Here is an 18,683-nt window from a genome sequence, read left to right on the forward strand (position 1 = left end):
GCTTCGCCACTGCGATCGCCGATTTCTTGTTTGATAGCTAAAGATTGCTGGTGGTACTCGATGGCTCGTTGGTACTGTCCTAGGGATTGGTAGGCAAGGCCCAGATTGTTCAAAGATTTGGCTTCGCCACTGCGATCGCCACCAAATGAGGGATTTGGCCCCTCGTTCTCTTGATTCTGAAAACCTGTCATTGTCGTCCTGGCAGTAATCTCCAAGTTGGCTGGGCTGGAACTGGGAACGATGCCGGTGGTTCCATGCCGGATGTCGTTACAAATTCCAGAAAGGTGGCTGTTTGCCCATGGGTAATGTGGGCGATTTTCATGGCTAGTATGCCACAAGAAATAGGAATTTGTCCAAAAAGCGAAGAAATGCGATCGCGATCGAATCTATGCAAAAAAGCGATCGCGCCCATCCCAAAAAAATTATGTAGTTCTTGCCAAATAACAATGACAGTTCGGCTTTTCTATCAAAGAAGCCGCCATACGATTCAACACGACCGCTGCCAACAAACCACCCCCTAACGCCCCTTCAATCGTGACATAGGGAATTTCCAACTGCATCAGCCGTCGTTTTGCTGCCGGCGCGTGGCTGAATCCCACCGGCAATCCCACCACCAAAGCCGGCTGGCAACCCCGATGTTCCACCGCCTCGCAAATTTTCACCAACACCGAGGGGGCGTATCCTACCACCCAAATATTGCCATCGATCGATTCTGCCAACCGTTCCTGCCAGTTGCTATCCTGCCAAAACCGTTCCTCCGCTTCGGCGGCATTGCAGATATGGGGGTCTTCAATTAACGTCGTCGATTCGCACCCCAAGTGAGCGAGGCGGGGTTTATCTAAGGTTTCCACCACGGGAGGTATATCACCCACAACGGTACATCCCGCACGCAAATGCGCGCGACCTGCCTTAATCGCATCCCTGCTCAAACGCACAAAAGCCGCCAAACTAACATCCCCGCAGGCGAGAACCAAATTCGATAAAATATCCACTTCAATTTCCGGGCGTTGGGATAAGTCGGGTAACAATCGCTGCAACGCCTCCCGAAAGTTCTCCGGATGGTTCGCTACCCCGGCATCCAAATGCTGCCAGAGTTCTTCGCTTAAAGATTGCGCCGTTTGGGTTTCTACTTCTAATAATTGCAGTTGGGCAAATGCCTCCGCTTGTTTTGATTCGCAAAAGCGATCGCGTCCAATCAAACCTTCCAGCGCCGTTGCCGTTTGCCGCAGCTTCACCAACTTTTGCACGACATTTTGGTACTGCTGCTGCAACCTTGCCACCAAAACATCCGCATCAGTGTCCTTTTCCTGACTGGCTAAAATTTCCTTAATATGGGCAAGCTGAAACCCTTGTTCCTTGAGAGCAACAATCCGCTGCAACCGCTTCACATCAGCTTCGCTGTAGAGACGATAGTTGCTGGCAGAGCGTTCCGGCGGCGGCAGCAAGCCAATTTGGTGGTAGTGCCGCACCATGCGCGGGGTAATCCCATGACCGACGGTTTGGGTAAGTTCTTTAATCGTCAGCATACCCAGCCAATTAACCAATACCTTGACTTTAACACCAATGTCAACGTTTAACCTAAAAAAAATAGTTCTATAGGGGTACATTCTATGGCAAATTTACTCTTCATCCACCGAAAGCAGTTGTATGCTTGGTGGCAAAGCTATCCCGATGCCTTTGCAGCCGTTACTTGTGCCGTTTTGACCTTTCTCGGCTGGCTATCTCTTAACAGCAACTGGGTTGGCGGCGGTATTTGGATTTTGCTGGCAGCCTACATCATTGGTGGCTACGAAAGCGCGCGGGAAGGCTTAACCACCCTCTGGCAGGAAAAGGAATTGGATGTGGATTTGCTGATGGTGGTGGCGGCGCTGGGGGCATCGATTTTGGGATTGTGGCAGCAGGAATACTATTTGTTGGTGGATGGTGCCATTTTAATTCTGATTTTTGCCATCAGCGGTGCCTTAGAAAATATTGCCATGCATCGCACGGAACGCAATATTCGCTCTCTCATGCAGCTAACTCCCGATACGGCAAGGATTTGGCAGCAAGGGCAAGAACAGATGGTTTCCACCGAACAGTTGCAAATCGGCGATCGCATTTTGGTCAAACCCGGCGAACTTATTCCCACTGATGGTATTATCCGACAAGGAAATAGTACCGCCAACCAGGCACCCATTACCGGAGAATCCATTCCAGTTGACAAAACCATCGATGACGAAGTATTTGCCGGCACCATCAACGGCAACGGGGCTTTGCTTGTAGAACTCCACAAGCCGCCAGAAAGCAGTTTGATTCAACGGGTCATTCGGCTAGTAGAACAAGCCAAAAGCACCGAACCCCCTTCGCAACAGTTTTTAGAAAGATTTGAACGGGGATACGCGCGAGTCATTGTGGTAGCTGGGATAATATTTGGAACGCTGCCGCCCTTTCTTTTGCAATGGAGTTGGGAAACCACTATCTATCGTTCCCTCACGTTTTTGGTGGTCGCCTCTCCCTGTGCGTTAATGGCAGCGATTATGCCTACCCTGCTGTCGGGGATTGCCCGAGGGGCGCGACAGGGGATTTTATTTAAAGATGGCGCGCAGTTAGAGCAAATTGGTCGAGTAAAAGCGATCGCATTTGACAAAACCGGTACCTTAACCACCGGCGTTCTTCAAGTCAGCAACTGCATCCCCGCCGCCGACACCACCCCAGAGCAACTTTTACAACTGGCTGCCTCCCTGGAAGCCTACTCCGAACATCCCATTGCCCAAGCCGTGGTGCAAGCAGCGAACCAGCAAAATCTTGAATTTTTAGAAGCCATTGACCTGCAAGCCAACGTCGGTTTGGGGGTTTCCGGTACGGTGGCAGGCACTCCCGTCAGGGCAGGCAAACTTTCTTTTGTCACGGAAGCCGTCAAAGCATCCATCGAACCTGTTTTATCTGAAAAGGCAGAAAAACTGGAAAAAGAAGGCAAAACCGTTATCTGGATTGCCCAAAACCAGCAAGTTATGGGACTTGTAGCGGTTGCCGACCAAGTACATCCCCAAGCAGCCCAGCTCCATGCTAACCTAAAAAAAATGGGCATTACCACCACCGCCATGCTCACAGGAGACAACGCCGCTACCGCCGAATCCGTCGCCAAAGCCGTAGGTGTCGCTCAAGTGTATGCCAATTTGCTACCGGAAGATAAGGTAAATGTCATTCAAAAATTGCAGCAACAGCATCGTTTTGTTGCCATGGTGGGAGATGGCATTAACGACGCACCAGCTTTAACCCAGGCTTCCGTAGGCATTGCTATGGGAGGCGCTGGCAGCGATGTGGTTTTGGAGACGGCGGATATTGTGTTGATGGCGAATCGATTGGAAAGGCTGGAACAGGCGATTTCCATTGGCAAAAGGTCGCAACGCATTGTTCGGCAAAACATTACCCTGGCGCTAACATCGATTGTTTTGTTAATTGTGGCTAACTTTTTCGGCGAACTGACGCTACCGGCTGGCGTGTTGGGTCACGAAGGTTCGACTTTATTGGTTACTCTGAATGGGATGCGCTTGTTGCGAGGATAAAGGAAAGGCAATTTTTATATCTTTCTAGCAATTTCTTCAGCAAACTTTCAGGGAAGTGCGGTACAAAGGTTAAAAATCCTGTAGGGGCAATTTGCAAATTGTCCCTGCGAAAAAACGTTATATTGGGATTTGGTTGTTGAATAATGGCTATCCAGCATGACACAAGACATGGAATTTTCCCCTACCAAATGGTGGCAAACGGGAATCATCTATCAAATTTATCCTCTGACCTTTGCAGATGGCAACGGCGATGGCAAAGGCGATTTGCAAGGAATTATCCAGAAATTGGATTATCTCAACGATGGCAATCCGGAAAGCAATCATTCCCTCGGGATTGATGCTATTTGGCTGTCTCCGATTCACGAATCTCCCATGGTGGATAATGGCTACGATGTCAGCGATTACTATCGGATTGCGCCTGTATTTGGTACGTTACAAGATTTTGAGGAGTTGCTGGCAGAAGCCCACAAACGAGGGATAAAAGTTATCATGGATCTGGTTATCAACCATACGTCTACGCAACACGATTGGTTTTTAGAATCCAGTTCCAGTCGAGACAATCCCAAAAGCGATTGGTATTTGTGGCAAGACCCAGCGCCAGGGGGTGGGGTTCCTAACAATTGGCTTTCTTATTTTGGTGGTAGCGGTTGGACTTTTCACGAAACCAGAGGGCAATATTATTACCATACATTTAATCAAAACCAACCCGATTTAAACTGGCAAAATCCAGAGGTCAGAAAAGCCATTTATGAGGTGATAGAATTTTGGCTGCAGAAAGGGGTAGATGGATTTCGGTTGGATGCTTCCAGCGTTTATAGCAAAGACCCCTATTTTCGTCCCAATCCGACAAAATTTGGAGCCAGCGATCGCAACGCTTATAACAACCAACACCACATTTACAATAAAAATTTACCGGAGAACCATCAAATTGTCAAGGAAATCAGAGAAATTTGCGATCGCTACAAAAATCGCGTTTTAATTGGCGAAACCTTTATCGACAACCAATTATTCGATTCTGCCAGCTTTTACGGTGTTAACAACGACGAACTCCATTTAGCCTTTAACTTTGAATTTCCTTTTAGCACTTGGTATCCCGGCTATTTGCAACGAGAAATTGAAAAAAAAGAACTCATCACCCCACCCCAAGCCTGGCCAACCTATTTTCTAGACAACCACGACATCCCCCGACATTTATCCCGTTGGGTAGAATGTAGTTTGTGCATTGACTCCCAAGAAATTGCCCTCGCCGCCGCTACAATTTTATTAACCGTACGCGGTACACCAGTTCTATATTATGGGGAAGAAATTGGCATGGTCAACAATGTCGATATCCCCGAAGAGAAAGCCCAAGATAAAGTTTTGGCACCGCACATCGGCGGCGAATTTTTACCTTCACGAGATGGCGCTAGAACGCCCATGCAGTGGGATACTTCTGCCCATGCTGGTTTTAGTTTTGGTCGGGATATCGAACCTTGGCTTCCCGTTCATAAAAATTATCCCCAGGTGAATGTTTCCACACAATGGCAAGACCCCAATTCTACCCTAAATTTCTACCGAAAATTAATTGAAATTCGCAAACATAGCGAGGCTTTAATTCGCGGTCGTTGGCGTTCTTTAATTCACTATCCCTACGAACATTTGGCATACGTGCGCGAAACCCGACAGGAACGCGTTTTGGTGGTCATTAATTTTTCCTACGAAAAAGACCTAACCACCGACGAACATATTGTTCCGAAAGTTTGGGAGGTTTTGCTCTCCAATCGGTTAGAATCCGGGCAAACGATTAAACTACCAAAGCGATTGGAACCTTTTGAAATTTTCATTGTCAAAGCCGATTTGTCGTAATTATGTTTTGTGCAAATGCTGTTGCAATTGTTCTACATTTCTTGGCATCGGCGTCGGCTTGCCCAAACTTTCCCAAACTTCCCACAATAGGGGAACCCCCAATTGTACTTCCCTGAGAAGGTCGCGCTGGGAAAATACATCCTCCGCCTTACCTTGCAGGATCAGCTTCCCCTGATGCACAATAAAAAACCAATCCGCCCACGCATAGGCTAAATCCAAATCGTGGGTTGCCATCAGCAATGTGGTACCATTTTGCCAAATGCGATCGAGTTCTTGCAGCAAATGGTGGGTTTGCAGTCCATCCAAATAAGCGGTGGGTTCGTCTAAAAGCAGCAAATTCGGGTGCAAGGCGATCGCACCCGCCAGGGCAACCCGCCGTTTTTGTCCCATGCTAAGGTGATGTAAGGGCGACTCCCATATTTCTTCTAAAGAAAAATCGGCAATAATTTGCCGCAGTCGCTGTTTTATATCCTTTTCCGGCAATCCCAAGTTGTACAAACCGTAAGAAATATCTTCGGTTACCGTACCCGCCACCAATTGTTCGTTGGGGTCTTGAAAAGCCAAACCAATCGATTTGCGCCAGCGGTTTAGAGAACGGCGATTGTAGCGCAAGCGCATTTGCGGCATGGCAATTTCCCCTTGTTGGGGTTTGTACAAACCATCCGCCAAAAATAAGAGGGTGGATTTGCCGGAACCGTTTTGACCGATGAGGGCGCTTTTTTTGCCCTGGGGAATGGATAAAGTGAGGTTGTCAATGGTGGGTTGGGTTTGCCCGGGATAGGTATAAGTAACGTTTTGAAACTGCAAAAACCAATCTGTCATTTCAGAAGATACCATGCTTCCAACGCTAGCAACCCACAACAACCCACTATCGATTCTAGGGCATATCGCCACGAATATGCCGTTGTTTCTGGGGAATATACCCGAAATTCGCCGGAAAATCCCCGCGCGGCTATGCTATATTGAAACTGACGGTAGCGCCCCAGGGTACGCGCCAGCAATTGCCCGGCTAGCAGGCTGACGCTTTTGAAGGTTCGCTGTCTGGTACGATAGCCGCCTCTGGCTTTTTGTGCTAAATGCAACTGGGCTGCTGTTTCTAGCAAGAGAAAAATAAAGCGATACATTAATAATAACAATTCTGTGACAATGGCAGGACAGTGCCAGCGGCGCAAAACTTGTAGCAAATGGGTAAAAGGAATGGTAAACAGTAGGAAAAATAAGCAGGAAGTACAGGCGGCGGAACGCCCGACCACATCAATGGTTTGTTGCAGGCTTTTGGGCGTGATTCCTAAGTGCCAAGAACCGATTTGCCAGGTTGCCCAAGATGGGGAAGTGGCGAAAATGTTGGTATTGGGGGAAATTTGAATTAGAAAGGCTGGCAAACTGGCGAATAAAAAAAAGGAGGCGATGCCTACCAGCAACAAATAGGTTTTGATGGGGATGCGGGCATATTGTACGATCCAAACCGCCATCCACAGTATAATGGCCAATTGTACTGGTAGATGCCCCAATAATGCTAGCAACCAAACCGCGATCGCGAAAATTAGCTTTTGTTCGGTAGCCAGCGATCGCAATCGGTTGTTATAAGCTAAAGTATCGATACGGAGGGTCATTACTCGGTAGGCTGGTTGTGATGGTTTTGCTGGTTTCTGGTTTGAGAACGCCCTTTATACAAACCAATGGCAAATCCCAAAATGCCAGAACCCACCGCCGCTTGCAAGGCAAACAGCATGGATTCGGTTTCGCCGCCAGGCGGGGTAATCACTGGGGAAAACCAAGGTTGGTAGTTTGGTTCTACTTCTGCAATGGCTGCTTCCGCTTTGCCATCTGCCCCGCCGAACTGGGAATCTTTGACGGCGACCAAGGGAATGACTGATAAGGCGACCACACCTGACAGCAGAAGCAAGTTTTTCCAGCCGGAATTTGTCGTTTGCATCATTTTTCTCCTCAATTCAAAACAACGTTGCTAGGAACTGGGATTTTGCAAGGCATGAAGGCTTTGTAAATCTTCTTGGTTGTATGCCTGCAACCAATTCCAAACCAATACTGTCAGCAATCCTTCGCTAATGGCTAGTGGAATTTGGGTGACGGCGAAAATGCCAGCAAATTTGATGAATGACCCCCAAATCCCAGTGGTTTCCTCGGGAAAAGCGATCGCTAGCTGCCCGGAAGTCACCACATAAGTGGATAAATCTCCCAAAGCCGCCGCCAAAAACAAAGCAATTCCTTGCTTGCCGCTAACGCGAACGGTCAAACGATAAATTCCATAAGCCACAAAAGGACCAACCACCGCCATCGACATGGCATTGGCACCTAACGTGGTAATCCCGCCGTGTGCCAGCAACAGAGCTTGGAATAACAAAACCAAAGTGCCCAACACCGACATACTGAGAGGACCAAACAAAACCGCCCCCAATCCCGTTCCCGTGGGATGGGAAGAACTCCCAGTCACCGAAGGTACTTTCAACGCCGACAGCACAAAACAAAAAGCCCCCGATAGCGCCAACAAGAGTTTTAATTCTGGGTTTTGGCGGGTAATTCGCGTAATGGAACGAATGCCCAAAATCAAAAATGGCAGGAACGCAACCCACCAAAAAATCGCCCAACCAGCTGGCAAAAAGCCTTCCATAATGTGCATGGCTCTGGCTGGTGCAGCAGAAACCATCACTAAAATACAGCTACAAGCCGCCATAACCGCGAGATGTATAAGCTTCGATTTGCTTCTCATCACTACGAACCTAGAAAGAACAACAAAAATAAGAAAGAAATCCCCGAACGAACCGCCAAAGTGCGGCCACTCCCTGAATTTCTGGAGTTTCTATGGCAATTGGGAATTTTTTAAAAAACGACTTTCCCAAGCGCAGTCAACTCAGCATCGATCGAGAAATCCAACGCCAGAACCTTCTGGAAACGCCCACTCGATGGTTTTCCACCTGCGTAGCGATGTTCCGCTAAATTGGTTTCTCCAAAATCTTGTTAAAAAGAAATTCTCTGCATTCTCTCGTTTCCCTGCCATCTCCAACTGGGAAGCGTGAGAATTCCTTTGTGAAAATATTCTTCTCGGACGAACTGAAAATCGAATTGCTTTCCAATTGCAATCAACCATCCGTACCTCGCAGATGCGTTTGCTAACTTTTGAGCTGGCGGGCATTCTGACTTAGGGAAACCAACATTTCCCATTACAGCTGCGGGACAGCGTCGGACTTGCACCGAACTTTCCCCTTTGCATCTAATGGCTGTTCCCCATTAGAACCAACTCGATTTATCGACTATACCACAGAACAGAAATTCTGTTTGCCCCCTCCCACGTAAAGATATATTACTCTATTTTTTAATATTGTATTTTCTCCCACACTCGATACGCTCCCTTCACCCGTGCCAAACGGCTTTCAACGCAAACTTGGGCAAAGCCAGCATCCGCTTCCAACGCCAGGGTTCCCGATACAGACGATATGCCCACTCTAAATGATTGTCGCGCAGCCAAGCAGGAGCGCGTTCTTTTACTCCTGCCCAAATATCAAAACTACCGCCAACCCCGATCCAAATGGCTTCTGGCAGCAAATGGCGGTATTGGGCAATCCAAAATTCCTGTCGGGGAACTCCCAACCCTACCAAGACCAATTGCGGTTGTTGCTGTAGCAAGGTTTGGCAAAATCGATCCATATCCTTTCTCCCTAGATAGCCGTGTTGGCAGCCAGCAATTTGAATTTGAGGAAAACGAGTTTGTAAGTTTTTGGCGGCGATATCGGCAACTCCTGGTTGACCGCCGAACAAAAACGCTCTATATTGTTGTTGCAATAATGCTTCTGCTAGGTCGATGCCGGGATAGCGTTGCACTTGCTTCCCTTTCCAGCGCAAGTATAAAACCACGCCAGCCCCGTCGGGAATTACCAAATCGGCAGCTTTGATGATATCTGCCAGTTTGGCGTTGGATTCTGCTTGCATACTCATTTCGGCGTTGAGGGTGACAATATGCCCTCCTTGCCCTTGGTAAATGCGATCGCGGATCCAAGCTAAATAATCTTTAGCCAGATGTACGGGATATCCCAAAACTGTTTGTTTTTCCAGTACCTGCGACATAGCCATCCAGCCAAGCACGGTTTCCCTTTCTTATTATTCATGAAAATTGCTGAAAGACAAGTAGGAAAGTAGCCAATCGACAAAATAGACCCATCAATGGGGCGAGGGGTTGCAAACGGCAGCGTTTGCGATCGCCCTATCAAAAATTTCTCAATTTGAGAGCTTTCCCATAGGGATCCTATCAGAATCAATTCTATATTTTTCTCGTATGTTCCCATGTTTCCACGAACCCACCTGGTGGTACAACTGGAAATATGCTATTGTTAAATGAAATTTAACTTCCTACCTCATGTGCCAGTACGCCATTCCATTTGAGACTTCGGATTGTACCGAAACTTTGGCAATCAAAATCCAACTATTGTTTACCGATCTACAACTGGGTTGCATTCGTATAAAAGGTATTATAATCTCGTCCCATGCCTATCAGTGCTCAACAAAGAAAAGTCAAGCTGGAACGTTACTACAACCTAATCCAGCAAACCATCCTTTCCCGCCAAAGTCCTCTCACGGGTTTGCTGCCCGCCAGTACCGCCATTAACAGCCACGGCGACTATACAGACGCTTGGGTGCGGGATAATGTCTACAGCATTCTGTGCGTGTGGGGATTGGCGCTGGCTTACCGCAAAATCGATGAAAATCAAGGCAGAACCTCCGAACTGGAACACAGTACGATTAAATTGATGCGGGGGTTGCTGTTTGCCATGATGCGGCAAGCCGATAAAGTGGAACAGTTCAAGCAAAATCAATCGCCCCCCTATTCGCTACACGCCAAATACGATACCGATACGGGAGATACGGCGGTTGGCGACGATGAGTGGGGGCATTTGCAACTGGATGCTACGTCTATCTTTTTGTTAATGTTAGCGCAAATGACGGCATCGGGGTTGCAAATTGTTTATACCATCGATGAGGTGAATTTTATTCAAAATCTGGTGTATTATATTGGGCGTACTTATAGAACACCGGATTATGGTATTTGGGAGCGGGGAAATAAAATTAATAAGGGCAATGCGGAGTTAAATGCTTCTTCGGTGGGGATGGCCAAAGCTGCTTTGGAAGCGTTAAATGGGTTAAATTTATTTGGGGTTCGCGGCGGTCAGGCGTCTGTGATTCATGTTTTGCCCGATGAAATTGCCCGCGCCCGGATTACGCTGGAATCGCTGCTACCACGGGAGTCTAGTTCAAAAGAAACTGATGCGGCGTTGTTGAGTATTATTGGTTTTCCGGCGTTTGCTGTGGAAAATGTGGATTTGGTGAGACGCACGCGGGATAAAATTATTGATAAGCTGGAAGGGAATTATGGCTGCAAGCGTTTTTTGCGCGACGGACACCAAACGGTTTTGGAAGATACCGATCGCTTGCATTACGAACCTTGGGAGTTACAGGAATTTGAACATATTGAATGCGAATGGCCGTTATTTTTTACTTATTTGGCTTTGGATGGCCTTTGCCGTCGGGATACGGAACAAACGGAGAACTACCTGCAGAAATTATCGGGTTTGCTGGTAGAAAAGGACGGTCAAAAATTATTGCCGGAGTTGTACTACGTACCGACGGTGAATATTGAGGCAGAACGACAAAATCCCCACAGCCAGCAGCGTTTGCCCAATGAAAATGTGCCGTTGATTTGGGCGCAAAGTTTGTATTGGTTGGTGCAACTGTTGCAGGAACGGTTGCTGGAGGTGGGGGATATTGACCCATTAGGAAGATACCAGCGTTTGGGTAGCGATCGCCAGCCGGTGGTACAGGTAGCCTTGCTGGCGGAAGATAAAAATTTGCAAGCGGATTTGGCTGCTTACGGCGCGATCGCGCAAACCCCCCAAGAAGTGGAACCAATTCAAATTCGGCGATCGCGAGAATTAGCCGCTGCCTACACGCAAATTGGCCGCAACGATAAACTAGGATTGACCGGACGTCCCATTCGTCGCCTGCGCAGCTTGACAACTTCCCGCATTTTCCGCATTCGTGGCGAAACCATGGTGTTTTTGCCGTCATTTTTAGAAAAAGAAGAGTTCTATCTTACCTTTGACTATCACTTTCTCGTCGCGCAAATTAAAAGCGAAATTGCCTACGTTCACCGCCATTGGAGCGAACTAGGGCGTCCAACTGTGGTTTTGTTGCTAACGCGCAAGATGCTAGAGTCAGGAAGAGAGGCGGTTTTAGCCTTAGCCCAAGAACTCCGTCAAGGAAATTGCGGGGATACCCCCGTTCATTTGGGACGTTTGCAACAACTTATCCTTACTTCTGGGGAAGAACGATTTGAAGAACTGCACGAGTTTGCTTTTCCCCAACCATCGATTCAGGAAGCGCCTTCCAGCCAGTATTACCTTCTGTTTGACCCCACCCAAACCAAGCCCTTGCCAAAAACCCAAGAATTTAGCTTGGAGTGCGAAACCGATATTTACTGCTTGTTAGAGCGATTGCGGCAATCGGCAAACTTGTACGAACAAGTGCAGATTTTGCAGGCGATGGCGCGTTTGCAGGGGTTGCAGTTTGATACTGGTATGGGTGGACCCCAAGTACCGGTGACGGTGGCAGATTTGCTGGAGGAAATTTATTTTAAAGCCGGTCAGGGAGTTCCCCGAACCAGCGATTTTCCCGCTTCTAGTCTGCCATTTGCCCCCTACTGGGCGGTGGTTCGTTATGCAGCAGGCTTGTTAAAGAAAGTGGATATTAGTTTATCCGATGCCGTAACCGATATTTTAGTGCGTCAGAAACAGATTGCGGTGGGGAAAGCTTACAGCGATCGCTCTTTGATTACCCGCCCGCGATCGCACCTGGAACTGTTGGAACTCATTTGCGAGTTGTGCAGCGAAGACGTACGCGATCGGGTTTTAACCCAAGAAATCTTAGTGTACCTAAGCGTATTGCTAAAATCAGACCCACAACTATTCGACGGCTTATTAACCTTGCGCGTCAGCTATTTAATTTTGCTATTAACCAGCGAATTGGCACAAGAAAATCAACTAACCCAAGATGAAGCCTACGAAGCCCTCATGGAAATCAGTCCATTTGAAATCAAAACCCGCTTGCGACAAGTCTTGGAAGGCTATGCCAGCATGAACCAATTGCTGAAAAAACAAGAATCTCTCCATCTCAACCAAAAATCCGCCGATATCGACTGGGTGATTTTTCCCGAAGAAACCCCCCAAACTCCTCCCCAAGGGGGATGGTTGCGCCACCGAGAGTTGGAAGGCGCTGCCGGTAGGGTTCCAGAGGATTTTTATCCCCAGGTATGGTTGTTGATGAAACATTGCAAGGGATTGGTGATTGGCGATAAATTAGAACGACGCAACCGCATCGATAGCGCTACCATTCTCTCGGAAATGACACCAGGGGAAAAGAATTTTGCCCTGCAAGTGGAACATTTGCTCAATAAAATTGTGGCACCGGCTTACCGTCAGGTTAACATTGAAGCTTTAATGGAGTTAGCCGCGATCGCGCAGCGCAATCCCCAACTACAGGTAGAAGAGTATCTAGTTCTAGATATCATTATCGGTCATGCGGTGCGTTTGGCGTGGTTGGAACGCTATCCGGAACGAGAATCTTGCTACGACAACGACAAATCGATGGCTTGGCGTTCTTTTTACGAAACCTCTCCCCACGTCTGCGCCAGCTACATTGCCAAAGCTTTCCAATTCCTCACCGAATTAGGCAAAACCACAGCTGCCTAACCGGGAATTACGGGAAACCAAAATTGCTGGTTCCATCACTAAGTCTGTTTGAATAATACGAAATCCGATGTACATACACCCACAAAAATGTAGGGGTAGTGCCCTTCTACCCCTACAAAAGGAACCCCCAACAGGGGTTGCCCCTACAGAAAAATTGTGGTTTTGCGTCGCGGATTTGGTATGAAACGTCAAACAATTGCTCTAGGGTGGGGATTGTCTGAACTCCGCCCTATTTTTTGTGGCTTTTATTATACTATTTCTGAAAAACAATGAGTTTCTGGAATTCTCTAATTGCCCTGGTAGAGGGATTCGCGAAGTGCCTCTACGAAAATACACCGATTATTTATTACAAGCTTTTAAGAAAATGGTATAAGTGCAATTTCGTACAAGCCACCTATAGATCGTACAATGTTCTGAACCAATTAACAAAAGATTGTGCCCGAGGATGGGTAGGATCGAGGATTTTCTCCATCACAGCATTATGCAATTGTCTTCCTGGTGGATTTTGCCAAGCCAACCAAGTATAAATACATGCTTTTTCAAAGTGATTTTCTATGAAACTAGCTCCTTTATTGGAAGCCTCTTGAGTCACGTCTCTGGCGTACTGCCAAAGGTATTCTTTGGTATTTGGAATTAGATATGTTAAAAAAGTTTCTAGCATTCCCTGGGTTTGGTTATCTGGCATTATCCAAACGCCAAATTTAATCCCAGAGTCTGTAGGGTGAATAAGTCCGGTTGCTGGTAATTTTTGAGGAATATCGGGAATACTTGCTAAGCAAGCATTTCTCACACTTTGCCAACGTACATTTAAATCGTTATCGGCATCTACAATTAATCCCAATGAAGTTCGTCCAGATGCTTTCAGTTCGGTGGAAATAAAAATTTCATCAATAAAGCGATCGCTACCATACGCTTCAATATCAACCACCGCTGTTTCTCTTGTATTTCCCCAAGCAATTCCATTTGCTTCCATTAGTTCTGGTATCACCCTTTTATCCTGGTCGCCTTCAACAATTAACTTCTTAGGGTTATACCTGCCTGCCATTCTTAACGTACCTCAATATCTCTTTGGGCAGCCATGACAATTTCGTCTTGATGAAAGGCGACACTCGTATGCTTCTCTGGTTCTATTCTTTGAATGGTAATTCCATCTTCTTCTATATCTTCTCGGTTAGCAAGAGTGGCTAAACTCATCCAACAATCGCTGCTATGTGTGGTTGCAAAAACCTGTACGTTTAATTTTTTTGCTACTTTCCAAATTAATGCCCACATATCCGACATTGTACTAAAATGCAGACCAGTATCAATTTCATCAACAATTAAAATACCATTGGATGCACCTACAGTTGCTAGTGCTAATCCTAGCATGCGCCATATGCCATTCCCCATACTACCAATAGGAATTCTCCGATTACTATCAGAGAGACTAACAAAGAATCCTCCCCTCGATCCTGAAACTCGATCGGAACCTACTGAGGCAATACGCTCAATTTTGGGTTCAATAGTTTGAAGTGCTTCCTCTATTAAATTTTCTTCAGGTGTTAAAACAACTCGATCGAATAGGTCCATTGTTTCTTTAACAGTCAGGGAAGAAGGAGTAACAAACTGAGTTTGGGTCTCAATTCTTTTCGATTGTGTCCTTGAAAGGAATTTTCTTTGCCTGTCACGAATGTATTTGTATGGATAAGACAATCCCCCATTCTCAGACAAAGGTGATTTCCAGATTTCTTCTTGTGTTCCAATTTCCCATTTAAGAATAAATTCAAGTATATTAATATCATCTATACTGTTGAAATCGGAAGTTTCTCGATTGCCTTCAAATAATTGCAACTGGCTATAAGAATCGTCAGCATCATCATGCACTTTTATAGATGCAGTAACTTTTTCTTCTGAGTGATTTCTGTTTATTCCTAATATTGAAAACTGACTACCGGGTTCAATTTTACGATCGTAGAATAAATGACGTATATCAAACTCTGGTTCTTTCTCGCAATCTCCCCAAAAAAACTCACCTCGATTTCTTAGTATATCTATCAGAGGCTTGAGATGATTATGGGAACGTAGGAGTTGAACTGCTTCTAGTACAGAAGTTTTACCGCTATTATTTTTACCAACTAATAAATTGATTCTTCCCAACTCTGAAAGCTCAAAAGATTGGAATCCCCGGAAGTTTTCAATTTTTACTGTTTTTAGCATAAAACCAAGCCTATATATCGAAATAATAGACCCATCCTAATTGTCTACTTAAAAAAAACTTGGTCACCGTTAGCAAAGTACATTACATTTGAATTCGCATCTATAGACAAAATCCAATTTAATGAAAATAGTAATACAAGACAATTAAACATGCAACCCACTGTATCGAAACTTTATAAAATCTATTCAGAAGGTAGCAGCGTGGTTGGAACGCTATCCAGAACGAGAATCTTGCTACGACGAGGACAAATCTATGGCTTGGCGTTCTTTTTACGAAACCTCTCCCCACGTCTGCGCCAGCTACATCGCCAAAGCTTTCCAATTCCTCACCGAATTAGGCAAAACCACAGCTGCCTAAGGGAAATTACGGGAAACCAAAATTGTTTGTTCGGTTGCCTTCAATGTCAGCTAGCTGACAGTTTTGTACCGTAGAAAGTGAGGTCGAAAGGCGATAGGCTGTAGCGTTCTGACCCAAGGAGGTGAGACTCTATGGCTATCGTTCGTTGGAACCCTGCCACCGAAATCGAACCCTTACGCCGTCAAATGGATCGCCTGTTTGACGAAATTACGGGGTACGATCGCGGTTTAACTTCCACCCAAACCCCGTGGCAACCAGCGATCGAACTACGGGATAACGGGGATGCCCTCCACCTCCGCGCTGCAATGCCTGGCATGAAAGCCCAAGACCTCGATGTTAACGTCAGCCGGAACGCCGTCACCATTCGTGGCGAACATCGTCAGGAAGAAGAAAACCAAGACAAGGGCTTCTTCCGTTCCGAGTTCCAATACGGCAAATTTGAGCGGGTGGTAGACCTGCCGATTGCTGTCAACAACGAACAAGCGGAAGGCAAGTTTGAAAACGGGATTTTAAACCTGTACTTGCCCAAGCTAGAACAAGAGAAAAACAGTTCCGTGCGCGTTAACATCAGCTAAGGTGTCTCCGGTTCGTAGCCACCGAACACCTTCTCTTGTAACCAAATAAAAGCATCCCCGAAACTTTCACCCCCATTTCGCCCAAGCCAACCTCCCTTGGCTTGGGTAAGTTTTTAGTCATTTTGAAAAACCAAAAATTAAACCAACGGCAAAATCACATTGCTGGAACCACTTACCGGCGATATCTCGCACTACCAAAACCCAGAATTGGATAAAAAATGAATGGTAGAAACAAAAGTCCCAAACCATAGCCAGCACCTTTTCCAAATTTGCTAGCAATATCAAAAGGAACTACAATGAGGATGAGATTCACCAATGGAATAAAGCTTAAAATTAGCCACCAACCTGGTCTGCCAGCTACTTTTAACATGACGTACACATTATAAAAGGGGATGATAACAGCCCATCCCGGTCGCCCAGCTTTTTCAAAAACCATCCAATTGCCAGCGATGGCAACAATAACTACTGCTAACTGTAATAAAAAAACAAATGTATCCATGCTAACTTCTCCTGGAAGATCCTGAGGTTAACAGAGATTTATAACTTCATGTTCCTCGAAAAGCTATAGATCCATGCGTAGAAGCTTTAAGTTGCCTCTGAGTTTGCTGGAATCATAATGCAACTTTGCTCAAAGACACAAGCAAATTTATCAAAAGTTAACGCTGCTTTTTCTTAATTTCCTGGCCATGTATAGAGCGTTTTTATTTCAATTGGACTGTATAGTAGGGGCGGTTCGCGAACCGCCCCTACAGGGTTTCCAAATTTCTAGACATATTCCGTTTATATTTGATGTGAAATTGCTATATAGGATGTCATTGCTAGGTAGTGTTCGCGAACACTACCTACAGGGTTTCCAATTTTTTAGAAAATACTCCGTTTATATTTTATGTGAAATTGCTATAGCAGGAAATTTTGTTAGCTTTTTTGATTGCGATACGAATAGATATCCAGTAATTATATTTTCGTAGCGATCGCAACATAACCGTAGCTTGCCACTGCTTCCAGAATTAAGGGAAACCAAAATTGTTTGTTCGGTTGCTTTCAATGTCAGCCACCTGGTATGTATGCGACGGTAAAAATGAGGTCGAAAGGCGTTAGGCTGTAGCGTTCTAACCGAAGGAGGTGAGAGCGTATGGCTATCGTTCGCTGGAACCCCATCACCGGCGTCGATCCCCTGCGTCGTCACATGGATCGTCTGTTTGACGAAACCACAGGCTACGACCGGGGTCTAACCGATACCCAAGCCCCATGGCAACCAGCGATCGAATTACGCGATAACGGAGATGCTTTCCACCTCCGCGCTGCATTACCTGGCTTAGAAGCCCAAGACCTCGATGTTAACGCGACTCGGAACACCGTTACTATTCATGGCGAACACCGTCATGAAGACCAAGACCAAGACCAAGGCTTCTTCCGTTCTGAATTCCAATACGGTCAATTCAAACGGGTTGTGGAGCTACCTGCTGACATCAACAAAGAAGCTGTAGAAGGCAAGTTGGAAAACGGGATTCTTAACCTACACTTGCCCAAGCTGGAACAAGACAAAAACAGTTCTATCCGCGTTAACATCAGCTAAGAATCTCTAATGCGATCGCTGAGTAACAGCAATCCCTAAAGATTTCTACCTGTCAGCTTGCCCAAGCTAACAAATTGTTGGCTTGGGTGTTTTTTGTAGGAAGAGGGGGAAGAGGGGGAAAAGGGGGAAGAGGGGGAAGAGTGGGAAAATAAACTGTTAATTTCTCCCATGCCATGCCCCCATGCTCCCATGCTCCCATGCTTCCATGCCCCCATGCTCCACTAGTTCGGTTTAATAAAATTTCCCATCAAATGCCGGAAGGAAACCTCACCCATCTTACCAGGGGTATCGCCGTGAGTTTGGTCGTCAGCGTGGTAGGCAATGCCTAACATGTCATAATCGTTGCCTTTGGGAACAGTAACCGTTTTGGTGGCGTTGCCCTGTTCGTCAGCGCGAAATTCGTTTTCAGGCGTGCCACCGGCAGGACCCATGTCCATGCCCACCAATTGATTTTTTACCCACCAGACGGTGTACAATCCGTTGGGCACCAAATTGCTGGCTTCAATGGTGATTTCATAGCTGTTTTCTTGGATATCGGAGACATAAACTTCGGCGTTGGCTTGCAGCCATTCTTGTTCGGTGAATCCTTCGGGAGTGCCTTTGCCAGCTGTAGCGTCTAATTTGATAGAATTTTGAGAATTTTGAGCGATTAAGGTTTGGTTTTGACCAGGGGAAGCGGTATTGGAATTGCCGCGCACGTCTTTTGCTAAAACTAGCGATAGGCTACCTACAGAGACGGTAGCAGCTAGAACCATTAAAGAGGTTTTCCAGGATAGACGCTTGGGGATACTCATAGCAAACTCCTAATTGTTTGTGCCTTTGCCAGTTAAAAAA

At 46.3% G+C, this 18,683-nt stretch carries 18 protein-coding genes and 1 riboswitch; of the genes, 7 read left to right on the forward strand and 11 right to left on the reverse strand.

Annotated elements, in window-relative coordinates; translation table 11 throughout:
- Positions 1 to 191: tetratricopeptide repeat protein (locus AS151_RS06210; protein ID WP_211517543.1), on the reverse strand; the 191-nt coding region annotated here is incomplete at its 3' end.
- Positions 192 to 422: 231 nt separating this feature from the next.
- A complete protein-coding gene (locus AS151_RS06220) occupies positions 423 to 1,526 on the reverse strand; it encodes a precorrin-8X methylmutase (protein WP_071516222.1) in 1,104 nt (367 codons plus the stop codon).
- Between the two features lie 84 nt (positions 1,527 to 1,610).
- Between AS151_RS06220 and AS151_RS06225 the strand changes: the two genes are divergently transcribed.
- Complete coding sequence (locus tag AS151_RS06225) at positions 1,611 to 3,545, forward strand: heavy metal translocating P-type ATPase (protein ID WP_071516186.1); 1,935 nt, start codon at positions 1,611 to 1,613, stop codon at positions 3,543 to 3,545.
- 156 nt (positions 3,546 to 3,701) lie between these two features.
- Positions 3,702 to 5,390, forward strand: a complete 1,689-nt coding sequence (locus tag AS151_RS06230; RefSeq protein WP_071516187.1) for an alpha-glucosidase — start codon at positions 3,702 to 3,704, stop codon at positions 5,388 to 5,390.
- Here AS151_RS06230 and AS151_RS06235 read toward each other — a convergent pair whose 3' ends face one another.
- The 4 genes from AS151_RS06235 to AS151_RS06250 are packed head-to-tail and all read right to left on the reverse strand — an operon-like array spanning position 5,391 to position 8,082.
- On the reverse strand, positions 5,391 to 6,227 hold the full coding sequence (locus AS151_RS06235) for an ABC transporter ATP-binding protein (RefSeq protein ID WP_244532912.1): 837 nt from the start codon (positions 6,225 to 6,227) through the stop codon (positions 5,391 to 5,393).
- Positions 6,209 to 7,003 carry a cobalt ECF transporter T component CbiQ gene (cbiQ, locus tag AS151_RS06240; protein WP_071516189.1) on the reverse strand — a complete coding sequence of 265 codons (795 nt, stop codon included), beginning with the start codon at positions 7,001 to 7,003 and terminating at the stop codon, positions 6,209 to 6,211. Before cbiQ ends, AS151_RS06235 begins: the two co-directional genes overlap by 19 nt.
- Positions 7,003 to 7,326 (reverse strand): energy-coupling factor ABC transporter substrate-binding protein, encoded by a 324-nt coding sequence (locus AS151_RS06245; RefSeq protein ID WP_071516190.1) that lies wholly within the window; start codon positions 7,324 to 7,326, stop codon positions 7,003 to 7,005. Before AS151_RS06245 ends, cbiQ begins: the two co-directional genes overlap by 1 nt.
- A gap of 30 nt (positions 7,327 to 7,356) precedes the next feature.
- On the reverse strand, positions 7,357 to 8,082 hold the full coding sequence (locus AS151_RS06250; protein ID WP_071516191.1) for an energy-coupling factor ABC transporter permease: 726 nt from the start codon (positions 8,080 to 8,082) through the stop codon (positions 7,357 to 7,359).
- A gap of 128 nt (positions 8,083 to 8,210) precedes the next feature.
- Between AS151_RS06250 and AS151_RS23045 the strand changes: the two genes are divergently transcribed.
- A complete protein-coding gene (locus AS151_RS23045) occupies positions 8,211 to 8,345 on the forward strand; it encodes a hypothetical protein (protein ID WP_275527974.1) in 135 nt (44 codons plus the stop codon).
- Positions 8,346 to 8,514: 169 nt separating this feature from the next.
- Positions 8,515 to 8,662: riboswitch (cobalamin riboswitch) on the reverse strand.
- Between the two features lie 97 nt (positions 8,663 to 8,759).
- Here AS151_RS23045 and AS151_RS06255 read toward each other — a convergent pair.
- Positions 8,760 to 9,470: a WecB/TagA/CpsF family glycosyltransferase gene (locus tag AS151_RS06255; RefSeq protein ID WP_071516192.1), complete on the reverse strand. Its 711-nt coding sequence runs from the start codon at positions 9,468 to 9,470 to the stop codon at positions 8,760 to 8,762.
- A gap of 416 nt (positions 9,471 to 9,886) precedes the next feature.
- Here AS151_RS06255 and AS151_RS06260 point away from each other — a divergent pair, with 416 nt between their 5' ends.
- Entirely contained in the window at positions 9,887 to 13,144 is a 3,258-nt protein-coding gene (locus AS151_RS06260) for a glycoside hydrolase family 15 protein (RefSeq protein WP_071516193.1), read from the forward strand.
- A gap of 394 nt (positions 13,145 to 13,538) precedes the next feature.
- Here the strand turns inward: AS151_RS06260 and AS151_RS06265 are convergent, their stop codons facing one another.
- Both AS151_RS06265 and AS151_RS06270 read right to left on the reverse strand, forming a co-directional pair.
- Positions 13,539 to 14,189, reverse strand: a complete 651-nt coding sequence (locus tag AS151_RS06265; RefSeq protein ID WP_071516194.1) for a DUF3226 domain-containing protein — start codon at positions 14,187 to 14,189, stop codon at positions 13,539 to 13,541.
- 2 nt (positions 14,190 to 14,191) lie between these two features.
- Positions 14,192 to 15,340, reverse strand: a complete 1,149-nt coding sequence (locus tag AS151_RS06270) for an ATP-binding protein (RefSeq protein ID WP_071516195.1) — start codon at positions 15,338 to 15,340, stop codon at positions 14,192 to 14,194.
- A gap of 205 nt (positions 15,341 to 15,545) precedes the next feature.
- Here AS151_RS06270 and AS151_RS22740 point away from each other — a divergent pair, with 205 nt between their 5' ends.
- Positions 15,546 to 15,698 (forward strand): hypothetical protein, encoded by a 153-nt coding sequence (locus tag AS151_RS22740; RefSeq protein ID WP_275527975.1) that lies wholly within the window; start codon positions 15,546 to 15,548, stop codon positions 15,696 to 15,698.
- 131 nt (positions 15,699 to 15,829) lie between these two features.
- Positions 15,830 to 16,273: an Hsp20/alpha crystallin family protein gene (locus tag AS151_RS06275; protein ID WP_071516196.1), complete on the forward strand. Its 444-nt coding sequence runs from the start codon at positions 15,830 to 15,832 to the stop codon at positions 16,271 to 16,273.
- 172 nt (positions 16,274 to 16,445) lie between these two features.
- Here AS151_RS06275 and AS151_RS06280 read toward each other — a convergent pair whose 3' ends face one another.
- Entirely contained in the window at positions 16,446 to 16,772 is a 327-nt protein-coding gene (locus tag AS151_RS06280; protein ID WP_071516197.1) for a DUF5684 domain-containing protein, read from the reverse strand.
- Between the two features lie 633 nt (positions 16,773 to 17,405).
- Between AS151_RS06280 and AS151_RS06285 the strand changes: the two genes are divergently transcribed.
- Positions 17,406 to 17,849, forward strand: a complete 444-nt coding sequence (locus tag AS151_RS06285; RefSeq protein WP_071516198.1) for an Hsp20/alpha crystallin family protein — start codon at positions 17,406 to 17,408, stop codon at positions 17,847 to 17,849.
- Between the two features lie 221 nt (positions 17,850 to 18,070).
- Here AS151_RS06285 and AS151_RS06290 read toward each other — a convergent pair whose 3' ends face one another.
- On the reverse strand, positions 18,071 to 18,643 hold the full coding sequence (locus AS151_RS06290; RefSeq protein WP_071516199.1) for a hypothetical protein: 573 nt from the start codon (positions 18,641 to 18,643) through the stop codon (positions 18,071 to 18,073).
- Positions 18,644 to 18,683 lie beyond the last annotated feature (40 nt).

It is taken from the genome of Geitlerinema sp. PCC 9228 (assembly GCF_001870905.1).
Classification (GTDB): Bacteria; Cyanobacteriota; Cyanobacteriia; order Cyanobacteriales; family PCC-9228; genus PCC-9228.